Here is a 13170-nt window from a genome sequence, read left to right on the forward strand (position 1 = left end):
GCCGGGTATTCGGACGAAGTTGTACCCAAAGTCTGTTGGTGCTTCTGTGGATAAGGTGTTCGCGCTCCTCTGTAACCCAGTGAAACTGTGGGCTACAAGGTTTTGAGCAAAAAATGTACAGGTGCAATGTTTGCAAGGTGATCTGGATAAGTGATTGTTATCCAGTACATTCCTGCGTCAGCGCAACGACTCACCCACATGAACGCTTTGAAGGCTGTGTGGATAAATCATTTCGTCTCTATATTTTCAAGCCCGTCTCATCGGCTATGGCAGCAGGTACCTGACGCCACGAGGATTACTGCCATTTTTTCGGCAAACCGGGATAAAGTTTGCCGCCTGCTTGCTCCACCCAAAGCGCCCACAACGTTGGTGCACTACCTGGCTTCCAGTCTATTTGTGAGGTGTGAGGATTGAGACAGATATAGGTGTCGCCGCCATACGTCACTTTATCCCCCTCCAAGTAGGATTGAGCTGTTTTCCACTCAGAAATCGCTGCGCTGGTCGAAGCGTGTACAACATTGCTTGGGCCAGACAGGTTTTTCTCTGTATCGAGCGCGCCGGCAAGACACTGATACGTTTTAGCCGCTGTTAGTCCTTCCACAGTGTACGTGAGTGTTGTGGCGTCGAGACTCACTGTCTCTCCGCCAAAGGTTATGAGGCGGTAGGACGCGACACCCAGTGCACTGAAAGACGCGTCCCACTCTAATGAAACACTGGTCATTGTTGCGGCGGTCTGGCGTAAGTTGCCTGGTGGCGTAGGGCGATCGTCAGAGGGCTCGGACTTTGTAGTGACCAAGGGCGTTTCAGAGCGCTCAGAGCTGTTTCCCACGCTGTCAATCGCCTGGATCTGATAACCATAAAGACGGCTGTGCAAGACACTTGTGTCAGTAAAGGGTGCGCTTCCAACGCGCTGTAAAAAAACATTATCCCTGAAGAGGTCATATTGGACGTGAGCAACTTTCGCCTTGCTCCAGTCGAGCGTTACCGACGTTGTGGTCTGTTCGGTGGATTTGAAGTCGAGAGGCAGTGACGGGTTACCGGGAACAGGTGTTTCGCCAGCGGTCTTGACCTTTAGTACATTACTGACCTCTGACCACTGAAGTTCGGTATCTTGTGCAACGACGTAGTATTCATACTGAGTATCGGCAGTGACGTCGCTATCGGTATACGCGGTCGTTACGCTTGCGATCGTTTGAAAAGGCCAGCCATTTCGGCCAATTTGATACCTGACGATTTGGCTATCGCTGGTAGACGGTGTCCACGTTAGCGACACACTGCTCTGGGTGACTTCTGCGAGGCTCAATACAGGCGTCGTCGGTTTTGCATCGCCTCCGCCTTCACTCTGTGTACGTACGGTGAGCGCGGCCGAGAATTCGGATGTGTTGCCTATGACATCAATTGCACGCACCTGGTAACTGTAAGCAGTACCGGGCTGAAGGCCGGTATTGTTATAAACAGGGTTGTCTACAAGAAAGGAGTCCGCACCGTTACGACGCAATTCATATTGCAAGACCGGTTGCGGGCCTTCCGAGAGCGACCAGTTCAGTTTCACCGACGTTGCAGTTTTTTCGGTTGATCTGAGATCAGCAGGTACTGATGGTTTTTCCGGTACAGGTGTTTCGCCTCCGGTGAGATAACCGTAGCGGTTCACGAACTCCCAGTTGTACTCCTCGCCGCTTTTGTTCTTGCCGGCATCCCAGTTGACTGACCAGGTCATCAGCCCGCGAATCGGATTGCCGGCGTCTTCCAGCTCTTGCAGTGCATCCTTGACGTCCTGCGGATCAACCACGTAACCGGTGGCGGCGGCGTCATTGTTGGTCGGTAGACCAATGGCCAGCCTGTCGGCCGGAATTTTAGTGAAGCCACGCGTACCGTGGATCAAGCTGTCGGTCAGGTAGTAAATAAACTCTTTCTTATGGGCGTCGTTGTTTTGAGTGACCCACAGGTTCAGCTCATCGACCCATATGCCATCGCCGCCCTGGTTATAATACTGTGGCGCGATAAAGTCATAGATGTCTTCCAGAGCGTTGATGTAGGCCAGGTAAGCGCCGTCGCTTCTCAACGATTCCAGGAACGTCACGACGTCTTTTAGAAACGGAAAGTACGCAGTGATTTCTTTCAATAAAGGCAGTTTTTTGCTGACTCTAAGGTAAGGAAATTCCGGGGCCATGCTGATGATGAAGTGCTTACCTTCTGTCTCGTAATACTCGCGCACCATCCTCAACGCAGCGGGTAATACGGTCTGGTTATCGGCAAAGGTAATAGCAGCTTGTTCAAGGTCGATATCCAGGCCGTCAAAGCCATAGGTTTCAACCAGACGAATAATTTCATAGGCCAGTGCATCTTCCTGACCGGCATGCAACTCAATATGCGCGTCAGCCCCGCCAAGAGAAATCAGCACTGCACGGCCTTGTGCATTGAGTGCTGCCACCTGAGCGCGAAACGCATCATCACTCAGGTTATAAGGTTTGAAGGTGGGAATGCCGGCACCTTTCATAAAGGCCACTGCCACAACGTTATACGCTTCGGGTATGTCGGTCAGCGCCATCTCTTTGAAGAGGCCTTGCTGGTAACCTTGACCGGGTTCGGAAGGCCAGTTATGCCAGAACCCCATGAGAATATTTTTGCCCCTTATATCCGGCATGGCCGAGGCGGCATCGGTTGTTTTGTTTTTATATTGATTAATGATTTTTGGGTTGAGCATAGTCCGTGTCTCCTTCCGTTGGATTGACTTCAACGAGAGTTGATCACGAGAGGGGTTTTCAGGTAACTGTCAGAAATGACGGTATCGGCGGAGGAGTTGTTGTGCGGGGGAAACGGGAAATTCGTCAGTCGACGATCGTTTGAGCAGGCTCACCTCGCTGGAGAGTGAGCCGTACTCAGTATTGCCAAGGGCAGGTGTGCCCTCTACTCGTGATTCACCGCCACGCCCTTCAGATAGGGTGCAGGCTCTGCCCCGAGGTTTTCCAGCATGCGCGAGCTGTACCAGTCGACGAAGTTGACCACGCCGAACTCATAGGTTTTCGAATAAGGCCCGGGTTGATAGGCGGTAGAGTTAATGCCACGCTGGTTTTCTTCGGCAAGACGGCGGTCCTGATCATTGGTGGCATCCCAGACCTGGCGCATGCGTTCCACGTCGTAGTCCACACCCTCGACTGCATCCTTGTGGACAATCCATTTGGTCGTAACCATGGTTTCCTGCGCACTGATCGGCCACACCGTGAACACGATGATGTGATCGCCCATGCAGTGGTTCCAGGAGTGCGGCAAGTGCAGAATACGCATCGAGCCCAGGTCCGGGTTCTGGATGCGGCCCATCAGTTTTTTGCAGCCGACCTTGCCGTCCAGGGTCATCGACACCGTGCCTTTGAGCAGCGGCATGCGCACGATACGGTTACGCAGGCCGAAACTGGCGTGGGCGTACGGGATTTTCTCGGCGTCCCACGCAGCAGCAGATGCGGCCACGTGATCCTTGAAGGCCTGATCGGCACGCGGGTCTGTGACATCGTCCCATTCCAGCAGGGTTTTGAGCAGCTCAGGGTGCGAGCCACCGCAGTGGTAGCACTCGCGGTTGTTCTCCAGTACAAGCTTCCAGTTGGCCTTTTCCATCAAGGTGGTTTGCACCGCCACCTTGGTGTTCTCCATATCATAGGGTTCCATGTAGTGCCGCAGCGTCGACAGAAACTCGTCGATGGCAGGCGGGTTCTCCGCCAGGCTGATGAAAATGTAACCGCCTGCGGTCTTGACGTGCACCGGCTTGAGGCCGAACTGCTTCATGTCGAAGTCGTCGCCCATTTCAGTGCCCGCATACAGCAGGCGGCCATCCAGCTCGTAGGTCCACTGGTGGTAGTGGCAAACCAGTTTGGCGACCTTGCCTTTCTCTGCGGTGCACAGGCGCGAGCCGCGATGGCGGCATACGTTGTGGAACGCGTTGACTGCACCGTCCGGGCCGCGCACCACCAGGATCGGGTTCTTGCCGATCTGCAGCGTCAGGTAATTGCCCTTGGTCGGGATCTCGCACGTCATCCCGGCAATCAGCCACTCCTTGTGAAAGATTTCCTGCATGTCGATTTCAAACAGTCGGTCATCACTGTAAAAAGGCTGCGGCAGCGAGTAGGTGCGCTCGCGATTCTGCAGCATCTCGGCAGTGGCCTTGCGTGCAGGTTCCAGCGGATCGCCCAGGCTCAAGGTTGCGGTGACGTCCATCGATTAAATCCCTCATGACCGCGGCATGGGCGGCCTGCGAATGTGGCTGATACGGGTGTGATCGCGTTTCACGCATGACGATAGATCAGTCGACCATGCTTATGACCCTTGGTGGCGAGTGTGGAGCCGGGCGCGCAGCGAACCTTATCCATGGGCGACATGGCCGCATCCGTTCCCGACGCGACAGGCCTTGTTGCACGGGGCTGGTCGCGGTAAGTACGTGAATGTCGTTGATAGGTAAATGGCCGCCTCGCGCGTTACGCAGAATCCGCAGCATGAGAGGCCGACAGTCGGCCGTGGAGATCGAGTATGTCGCAAAGTTTCCTGAGCCCGGTCACGACCCAGACATGGGCCAACGGTCGCCACCTGGTACGTGTCGTCAAAGTCATCCAGGAAACCTGGGATGTGCGCACTTTCTGCTTCATGGCCGACCAGCCGATCATGTTCTTCTTCAAGCCGGGCCAGTTCGTGACCCTGGAGCTGGAGATCGATGGTCTGCCGATCATGCGCTCTTACACCATCTCCAGCTCACCGTCGGTGCCCTACAGCTTTTCGATCACCGTCAAACGCGTACCGGGCGGCAAGGTCTCCAACTACCTGCACGACACACTCAGTGAGGGTCAGGAATTGGCCGTGCACGGGCCGGTCGGGCTGTTCAATGCCATCGATTTCCCCAACCCGAAGATTCTCTACCTTAGCGGTGGCGTCGGCATCACGCCGGTGATGTCCATGGCGCGTTGGTTCTATGACACCAACGCCAATGTCGACATGGTGTTTGTGCACAGCGCCCGCTCGCCCAAGGACATCATCTATCACCGCGAGCTGGAACACATGGCCTCGCGGATCGATAACTTCAGCCTGCATCTTGTCTGCGAAAAGCATGGGCTGGGTGAGCCGTGGGCCGGTTATCGCGGCTACCTGAACCAGAAAATGCTTGAACTGATGGCCCCGGACTTCATGGACCGCGAGGTGTTCTGCTGCGGGCCGACGCCGTACATGGCGGCGGTCAAGCGTCTTCTACTGGAAAACGGCTTCAACATGGCGCAATACCATGAGGAGTCGTTCGGCGCGACACCGCCTGAAGCGCGGGCCGATGCAGTCGAGCAGGCCGAAATCGCAGCCGACACGCCGGATGTCGACGCCGCCGACCTGCATCAGGTGGAATTCACCGACACCGGCAAGAGCATTCGCGTGGCCCCGGGCGAAACTGTTCACGCCGCTGCCGCCAAACTCGGCCTGATGATCCCCAAAGCCTGTGGTATGGGCATTTGCGGCACCTGCAAGGTTATGAAGCTGAGCGGCGAAGTGGAAATGGAGCACAACGGCGGCATCACCGACGAGGATGTTGCAGAGGGCTACATTCTGTCCTGCTGCAGCGTACCGAAGGGGGATGTGCGGATTGAGTATTGAGCACGCCTGAAACTGTGTGACGCGGAGCGTCCGGAACGGCATACCCACGCGGAGCATGGGCACGATAGTGATCTCTCTGACGACTATCGTTCCTCACGCTCCAGCGTGGGAATGCCGTGGGTGACGCTCTGCGTCACAAATCTATGCCGCACCGCAGGTTCAAGACCGGACGCGGAGCGTCCAGAACGGCATGCGACGCGGAGCGTCGCACGATAGTTGGTGTCATCCTTCCGCACGCTCCAGCGTGGGTACGATGGGCATTCTTTCGGGTATCTATCGGTTACCTTCCACTGTGACTCTGCTTATAAGCCGCCAGCGCTGGCAGCAGTTGCTGGTCGATGGCCTGGCGGACGGCGGGGAGGAGGGTGGCACTGCCGGTCAGGAGTTGCTCTACCAGACGTCGCAGGGCTGTAGCGCGTTCGGCGTTCAGGCCGCAAACGGCTTGCGCGCAGGCTTGTTCAGCGGTTGCGCCGCCGGGTGCTTCGAAGCCCAGGGCTCTGAGTTGGCCGAGCAGGTCTTCCTGGTCAATCAAATCTGCGTGCATCATGGCTTCTGTTCCTTTGATCGGGCTTTTTTCCGATTCTGGTAGGGCAGACTGCCAAGGGCAAGTCCTGTGCGTCGCGCATGGCAGGATTGACTACAGGTACGTCGTTTTCAGTTCAGGTCGCGCTTATTCGATTTGCAGGTTTTCTATTGTGTTGTCGACCATGACCTTTGCCATTTCCACCAAGTGCATGATCGTGAGCGTCATGTCTCTTTGCGCGCCGGTCATGCTGTCGCTGAATTCGTAAGCGCTGGTTGCAGCACAGCGCAGCAGGTCGCTGGCATACATCAGCGCATCTTCATGGCTGACTTTGGGGCGGGCGTTGAAGAGGGGTGGGTCGGGGACGATTTTTAGCATGTGATGTATCTCCTGGAGTTTTAGAAGACCATCACCGTCGGCTACTAAGCGAGGGTGGTGATCATGCGCAGGTAGTAGCCCGGTCCAGGAACCCCGGTGCATCCGAAGATGCCCCACGCACGACCACCATAAAAAATGCAGGCCGTGAAAGGGCACCTGCACAAGGTGGCGCAATGCGCCTGGATTAACGAGGGCTACTAATCCTCATCGCTGAATATGCAGCGACGGGCGCAGAGTAGTGATCGAAATCGGCAGGCACAAGGGGGCGGGAGTTTCTCGGAAATTTCCTTCAAACGAAAGAGACGAGTCCCGCAAATTCGTTACAAATTCTTGTTCATTGCTCAGGTTTGCTAAACTGCGCAGCTTGCCAGGAGCTGCCATGAATTACCGTCACGCCTACCATGCCGGCAACCACGCCGACGTGTTCAAACACTTGACTCTGACTCGCTTGATCGCCCTCATGGCGCGCAAGGAGCAGCCGTTCGCCTATCTCGACACCCACGCGGGGTTGGGGTTATACGACCTCAAGGGCGATCAGGCCACCCGCACCGGAGAATGGCTGGAAGGCATCGGCCGTCTTTGGGATGCACCGGATTTGCCCGCGCTGGCCTCCGATTACTTGCAAGTGCTGCACGACATGAACCCCGACGGCGAGCTGCGCTACTACCCCGGCTCGCCGGAGCTGGCCCGCCGCCTGACTCGCGAGCGCGAGCGTGTGCTGCTCAACGAGAAGCACCCCGAAGATGGGCGTCTGCTCAAGGAAAACATGAAGGGCGATCGCCGCGTGGCAGTGCATCTGGGGGAAGGCTGGCATGTGCCACGCGCCTTGCTGCCGGTGGCTGAAAAGCGTGCCGTGATGCTCATCGACCCGCCGTTTGAGCAGCTCGATGAAATGAAACGTTGCGCTGTAGCGCTCAAGGAAACCATCGGGCGCATGCGTCAGACGGTGGCGGCGATCTGGTACCCGATCAAGGACCCGCGCCTGCTGCGGCGTTTTTATCAGGACCTGGCCGAGACTGGCGCACCCAAATTGCTGCGCGTCGAGCTGTTCGTCCACCCGCTGGACACCCCGGCCAGCCTCAACGGTTCAGGCTTGGCCATCGCCAACCCGCCGTGGGGCCTGGAAGAAGAGCTGCGTGAGCTGATGCCGTACCTCGCCCAGAAACTGGGCCAGACCCAGGGCGGCTGGAAGATGGACTGGTTGATTGCGGAGTAGGCTTGCCTGCATCCATCACTGCGTGCCCATGCGGAGCACTCAGCGTTGTACACAGATCCTGGCAAGCCCAGAAGGCTGTGTAGGGCATATAGGTGCGTACCGTGCAACGCTTCGCTGGTTCGCGATCTGCCGGGAACCGGCAGCAAAACCGCTTGCCTCGGTGCATCAGATACAGCCGAGTTGGCCGGTTTTGGGGCCGCTTCGCAGCCCATCGCGGACAAGTCCGCTCCTACGCCCTCCGGGCAGAAGCCCGGTTCCTGACGCCCCGGCAGGGGCGTGTCTCAAGCCGGCATGCACACACCCGTGCCGCCCAGCCCGCAGTAGCCCTGTGGGTTCTTGGCCAGATATTGCTGGTGGTAGGCCTCGGCAAAGTAGACCGTCGGGGCTTCTTCGATTTCAGTGGTAATTGCGCCTAGCCCGGCCTTGCTCAGTTCCGCCTGGAATTCTGCAGCGCTGGCCTTGGCGGCGTCGAGCTGTTCGGGAGTGGTGCAGTAGATCACCGAGCGGTACTGAGTACCGATGTCGTTACCCTGACGCATACCCTGGGTCGGGTTGTGCGCTTCCCAGAACACCTTGAGCAACGACTTGTAGCTGATTTTCTCGGGCTCGTAGACAACCAGCACCACTTCAGTGTGGCCAGTCAGACCGGAGCAGACTTCTTCGTAAGTCGGGTTCGGGGTAAATCCGCCCGCATACCCCACGACGGTGCTCACCACACCTTCCTGTTGCCACAGGCGGCGTTCTGCGCCCCAGAAGCAACCCAGGCCGAAGATGGCGAATTCCACATTGCTCGAAAACGGTCCCAGCAGCGGGTTGCCGTTGACGAAATGAGTTTCCGGAAGCGCCATAGGCGTTTCACGACCCGGCAGTGCTTGTTCGGCGGTGGGCAGTACGTTTTTGTTCACTAGAATTTCCGAGCGCAGAGTCATGAACCATATCCTCTCGTTTAGAGACAGGCAGCAGGGGCCAGGACAGATGAGCAGAGTTACATAGGTCCCGTTACACGCACAAACAAGTGCTGCCGTGTAATAACAGCCTGACAGTGTGCCCGAGAGAGCAGGGTGCAGGGAAGGTTGTCAGGCGGACGGACGACGCGGGTAGCGCTTCAGTTTCTCGATCAGCTCTTCGCCGGGGATAGGCTTGTCGAACAAATAGCCCTGGCCCACATCGCAACGATGACGGCGCAGGAACGTCAACTGTGCAGCGGTTTCAATGCCTTCGGCGACCACTTTGAGCTTGAGGTTGTGGGCCATCGCGATGACCGCAGAGGTGATTTCCATGTCGTCTTCATCATCCGGAATATCGCGGATGAAGCTGCGATCGATCTTGATCACATCAATAGGGAATTTCTTCAGGTAGCTGAATGACGAGTAACCGGTGCCGAAGTCATCCATGGCCAACGACAGGCCAAGCTTCTTCAGCGAGTCCAGCTGCTGGCGCGTGTCTTCGGTGGCTTCCAGCAGCAGGCCTTCGGTCAGTTCCAGTTCCAGCAGCGAAGGATCCAGCTCTTCTTCTCTGAGGATAGCGGCAATCGATGACACCAGCTCGGGGTCGGAAAACTGCTTGGGTGACACGTTGATCGCTACCTGCAAATTACCGAAACCAGCGGCGGTGAGGTCCTTGCTCATGCGGCAGGACTGGCGAGCGACCCACTTGCCGATGGGGATGATCAGGCCGGTTTCTTCCGCCACGCTGATGAACTGATCGGGGCGGATCATGCCTTTTTCAGGATGATTCCAGCGCAGTAGCGCTTCCATGCCCAGCAGACGACCGGTCAGCAGGCACAGCTTGGGCTGATAGAACACCTCAAGCTCGTTCTGGGTCAGGGCGCGGCGCAGGTTGTTTTCCACGAACAGCTTGTAACTGGCCTCGGCATTCAATGCTTCGGTAAACACCTGAACCTGATGTTTGCCGTTGGCTTTGGCCTTGTGCAGGGCCAGACCTGCGTTTTTCATCAGGGTCTGCGGGTCACGACCGTGCAGCGGCGCGCAGGCAAGACCCACCGAGCCGGTGACGCTGATCAGCTGATTGTCGACGAACATCGGCTTGTCCAGCGTGGCCAGCACTTGTGTGGCGGTGGCCTGTCCGGCTTCCTGATCGGTGTTGTCGATCAGTACGGCAAATTCGTTACTGGCAAAGCGCGCCAATACGTCGGACGGGCTCAAGGTGTTGCGCAGGCGCCGCGCCAGGCTGATCAACAGTTTGTCACCGGTCTGGTGGCCGAGGCTGTCGTTGATGCGCTTGAAGTTATCGATGTCGACCAGCAACAGGCTCATCGGCGTATCGGTGTCGCGGGCAAAGCGTTCGTCCAGATTGCGGATAAAGGCCGGACGGTTGCCCAGATTGGTGAGGTTGTCAGTGTAGGCCAGGCGCTCGATGCGCTGCTGAGCCAGCTTGCTCTGGGTGATGTCTTCGTAGATGCCGATATAGTGCGTCAGCTCACGATTGTCGCCATACACCTTGGAAATCGACAGCTGGCCCCAGTAGGGTTCGAGGTTCTTGCGTCGACTTTTGAACTCGCCCTGCCAGCTGTTGCTGTTGGTCAGGCTGGAGTTGGCTTCCAGCAGCAACTGGTTGAGGTTTTCCAGCGCAGGCAGTTCCGAGAGCTTGTGTCCGGAGACTTCATCGGAACTGTACTGCGTGATCGCCGTGAAGCTTGGATTGACGTATTCGACCACGCCGTTGCAGTTGACCAGCAGAAAGGCGTTGGCGCTCTGTTCGACCGCACGCTGGAACAGGTGCAGCGCATTGGTCGCGGCTCGACGGTTATGGTTGTTGATGACCTGAGCGAACTGGTCGGCCAGCTCCCCGGCGAAGGCGATTTCGTCGGACTGCCACTCGCGTGTCGAGCCGGACTGTTCCAGGCAGAGCACGCCAATGACCTGGCCATCGATACGAATACTCGCATCGAGGACCGCCTTGTCTTCTCCAGGGTTCAGGCTTTCGGCCATTTCGCGGGTGCGCGGGTCGGTCTGGATATTGCTGGCGTCAATCGCCCTGCTGGTATTGAGCGCTTGCAGATAGGTGGGGTAGGCGCTGATATCAATCGGCGTACGCGACTGATAGTCGCCGCTTTCCCGACGATAGTCGGTGATCGGTTCCAGACGCTTGTCGGTGAGGTTCCAGATACTGACATGATCGACGTCATAAATGTCGCAGGCACTCTTGGTGATCAGCTTTGCCGCTTCCAGCAGGGTATTGGCTGTGGTGTAACGATGCCGGGTCAGGCGCAGGATCAGGTCCTGCTGGGCACGCACGCGTTCCAGATGGGCAAACTGGTCACGCTGGGCGCGCTGGTTGAGTTCAAGGGCAATCTGCAGGCGCAGGTTACGGGTTTCGAGATCGGAGTCAGTGGCGGTCTCGCTTTCTGTGACAAGGCCATCGACGATCAGAAAATAACCACGCAGCAGATGACGATTGTGCTGCTTGTAGGCTTCGCCGATTTCCAGCAAGCCAAGCGCGCCCTTGGGGCTGTGAAGGGTGTAGCGAATCAGGTAATTCGGAGAAGAAGCCAGTTGCTGCTGGATGTCGTCATGCAGTTGATAGCGTGCTTGCGGCTCCATGAGGCTGGCATAAGGGGATCCAATCAAGGCGCAAAGGTCGACGGCGGGCAGGCCGAACTGCTTTTCGCAATTCGGATCGAGAAACAATAGCGCCCAATTGGCTTCATTCAGCCGCTCGAAACGCAGCATGCCCAGGCGCGATGGCACTGGCAATTGCGTCACTACCTCGGCTGCGGATCTACCGGCAGCATCGGTTTGGCTTTTCATGAACAAACTCGCTTCCGGAATACTAGTCGCGACGGGCGTAAACCCCACTTTCGCGTATGGCAAGGTTGCATGATGCGGCTCGTGCTTACAAGAGACCACAGTGGCTTAGTGCTATAAAAGTGTCGGCCGATTGCCCAGGTTCTTCAATGTATCTGGTCGGATACTTGAAACTGCTCGTTTTTCGGGCAAAGTCCCTGTTTTAAAGGGGATTTCGCCATACAGGTTTGCTCCTGTCCGGAAGGGTTGTCAATCAAGTCGTCGCTACCCTGGCCTCCTTCGCTGGTAATTGCAGGAAAATCCCGGCGGCAAACATGGCCAGAACTCCGACGCTCAGGAACGTCAGCTGGAAAGCCTCCAGCACGCTGCTCAGCTCGCCGCTGGCCACTTCTTCGCTGAAACCGCCCAACAAGGCCGCAGCGCTTGCAACCCCAAGGCTCAGCGAAAGTTGTGCCACCACCGAGAGCAGGCTGTTGCCGCTTGCAGCGCTGGCATCGTCCAGATCGATCAGGGTGACGGTATTCATCGCGGTGAACTGCAAGGAGTTGACTGCACCGAGCAGGCCCAGATGCACCAGCAAAACCCAGTAAGGCGTCTGCACATCGACCAGTGCCAGGCTTGCCAGCAGGATGCCCAGCAGCAATGTGTTACCGGTCAGAATGAGGCGATAGCCCATATGCTCGATCAGCCAGCGCGCTACCGTCTTGGCGAACATTCCTGCAGCTGCCAGCGGTAACATGCTCATGCCCGCCTCGGAAGGCGAATACCCCAGTGCCACTTGCAGCAGCAACGGGATCAGGAACGGCAAGGCTCCGCTGCCCAGACGGGCGAACAGATTGCCCAGAATACCGACCGCAAACGTTCGGGTGCGAAACAGCGAAGGGGCGAACAACGGCGATTCGATGTGCCCGGCGCGCAGCCAGTAGGCCGCCAGGCAGCCCATCCCGGCAAACAGCAGAAGCACCACGCGCATATGTGGCAGGTTCAGCTCGCCCAGCCCCTCGAGGGCAATGGTGATCAGCACCATTGCCGCGCCAAACAGGATAAACCCGATGCCGTCAAAACGCGTTCGACCGCCTCCGGGAAGGTCGGGGATGAAGTGTTTGACGGCATAGCAGCCGATAATCCCGACTGGAATATTGAGCAGGAAAATCCAGTGCCAGCTCAGGTACTCGACCATCCAGCCGCCAAGCGTCGGCCCTAGCAACGGTCCCAAAAGACCGGGCACGGTGATAAAGCCCATGATTCGTACCAGCTCCGACCGCGGATACGCACGTAAGACGATCAGGCGTCCGATGGGCAGCATCAGCGCGCCACCCAGCCCCTGAATCACCCGCGCCGCCACCAGCACATTGAGCGACCAGGAAAGCGCGCACAGCAACGAGCCGAAGCTGAACAGCAAAATGGCGCTGAAGAAGATGCGCTTGATCCCGAAACGATCGGCAATCCAGCCCGAGGCCGGGATCAGCAGTGCTATGGTCAGCATGTAGGCGATAACCACCGACTGCATGCGCAGGGGGTCTTGCGCCAGCGAGCTGGCCATGGACGGCAGGGCGGTGTTGAGGATCGTGCCGTCCAGGCTTTGCATGAAGAACGCAATGGCGATGACCCAGGGCATCCAGCGCAGGGTCTTTTCATCCATGATTGGCGCTGCTGAGTTCGACATAAGC

General features: G+C 57.4%; 9 protein-coding genes. 2 read left to right on the plus strand and 7 right to left on the minus strand.

The genetic code is table 11. The annotated features are described in order from the left end of the window. Positions 1-295 precede the first annotated feature (295 nt). A complete protein-coding gene (locus tag RYA97_RS08060) occupies positions 296-2704 on the minus strand; it encodes a fibronectin type III domain-containing protein (RefSeq protein ID WP_117140772.1) in 2409 nt (802 codons plus the stop codon). Between the two features lie 203 nt (positions 2705-2907). Next, positions 2908-4206 carry a glycine-betaine demethylase subunit GbcA gene (gene gbcA / locus RYA97_RS08065; protein WP_002555658.1) on the minus strand — a complete coding sequence of 433 codons (1299 nt, stop codon included), beginning with the start codon at positions 4204-4206 and terminating at the stop codon, positions 2908-2910. Positions 4207-4515: 309 nt separating this feature from the next. Here gbcA and gbcB point away from each other — a divergent pair, with 309 nt between their 5' ends. Beyond that, on the plus strand, positions 4516-5616 hold the full coding sequence (gbcB, locus tag RYA97_RS08070; protein ID WP_004654878.1) for a glycine-betaine demethylase subunit GbcB: 1101 nt from the start codon (positions 4516-4518) through the stop codon (positions 5614-5616). 280 nt (positions 5617-5896) lie between these two features. Here gbcB and RYA97_RS08075 read toward each other — a convergent pair whose 3' ends face one another. Both RYA97_RS08075 and RYA97_RS08080 read right to left on the minus strand, forming a co-directional pair. Next, positions 5897-6163 carry a hypothetical protein gene (locus RYA97_RS08075; RefSeq protein WP_039847315.1) on the minus strand — a complete coding sequence of 89 codons (267 nt, stop codon included), beginning with the start codon at positions 6161-6163 and terminating at the stop codon, positions 5897-5899. 123 nt (positions 6164-6286) lie between these two features. Further along, positions 6287-6517, minus strand: coding sequence for a DUF6124 family protein (locus RYA97_RS08080; protein WP_004654874.1), 231 nt, complete (start codon positions 6515-6517; stop codon positions 6287-6289). 379 nt (positions 6518-6896) lie between these two features. Between RYA97_RS08080 and RYA97_RS08085 the strand changes: the two genes are divergently transcribed. Beyond that, positions 6897-7733: a 23S rRNA (adenine(2030)-N(6))-methyltransferase RlmJ gene (locus RYA97_RS08085; protein WP_005744101.1), complete on the plus strand. Its 837-nt coding sequence runs from the start codon at positions 6897-6899 to the stop codon at positions 7731-7733. A 281-nt stretch (positions 7734-8014) separates the two neighbouring features. Here the strand turns inward: RYA97_RS08085 and msrA are convergent, their stop codons facing one another. The 3 genes from msrA to mdtD form a co-directional block, all read right to left on the minus strand. Beyond that, on the minus strand, positions 8015-8662 hold the full coding sequence (gene msrA, locus RYA97_RS08090; protein WP_005744100.1) for a peptide-methionine (S)-S-oxide reductase MsrA: 648 nt from the start codon (positions 8660-8662) through the stop codon (positions 8015-8017). 147 nt (positions 8663-8809) lie between these two features. After that, positions 8810-11503 (minus strand): GGDEF and EAL domain-containing protein, encoded by a 2694-nt coding sequence (locus RYA97_RS08095; RefSeq protein WP_117140505.1) that lies wholly within the window; start codon positions 11501-11503, stop codon positions 8810-8812. 250 nt (positions 11504-11753) lie between these two features. Next, the gene (gene mdtD, locus RYA97_RS08100; protein ID WP_005744099.1) at positions 11754-13166 is read right to left on the minus strand and encodes a multidrug transporter subunit MdtD; all 1413 of its coding nucleotides are present in this window, start codon (positions 13164-13166) and stop codon (positions 11754-11756) included. Between the last annotated feature and the right edge of the window lie 4 nt (positions 13167-13170).

It is taken from the genome of Pseudomonas syringae group sp. 26L6, from assembly GCF_032587815.1.
GTDB lineage: Bacteria > Pseudomonadota > Gammaproteobacteria > Pseudomonadales > Pseudomonadaceae > Aquipseudomonas > Aquipseudomonas amygdali.

What these genes read in the sequence shown, in the direction of transcription:
- RYA97_RS08075 (WP_039847315.1), bottom strand. Translation starts at nt 6,163, where the DNA reads ATGATGCACGCAGATTTGATTGACCAGGAAGACCTGCTCGGCCAACTC.
- mdtD (WP_005744099.1), bottom strand. Translation starts at nt 13,166, where the DNA reads ATGTCGAACTCAGCAGCGCCAATCATGGATGAAAAGACCCTGCGCTGG.
- gbcA (WP_002555658.1), bottom strand. Translation starts at nt 4,206, where the DNA reads ATGGACGTCACCGCAACCTTGAGCCTGGGCGATCCGCTGGAACCTGCA.
- gbcB (WP_004654878.1), top strand. Translation starts at nt 4,516, where the DNA reads ATGTCGCAAAGTTTCCTGAGCCCGGTCACGACCCAGACATGGGCCAAC.
- RYA97_RS08095 (WP_117140505.1), bottom strand. Translation starts at nt 11,503, where the DNA reads ATGAAAAGCCAAACCGATGCTGCCGGTAGATCCGCAGCCGAGGTAGTG.
- msrA (WP_005744100.1), bottom strand. Translation starts at nt 8,662, where the DNA reads ATGACTCTGCGCTCGGAAATTCTAGTGAACAAAAACGTACTGCCCACC.
- RYA97_RS08080 (WP_004654874.1), bottom strand. Translation starts at nt 6,517, where the DNA reads ATGCTAAAAATCGTCCCCGACCCACCCCTCTTCAACGCCCGCCCCAAA.
- RYA97_RS08085 (WP_005744101.1), top strand. Translation starts at nt 6,897, where the DNA reads ATGAATTACCGTCACGCCTACCATGCCGGCAACCACGCCGACGTGTTC.
- RYA97_RS08060 (WP_117140772.1), bottom strand. Translation starts at nt 2,704, where the DNA reads ATGCTCAACCCAAAAATCATTAATCAATATAAAAACAAAACAACCGAT.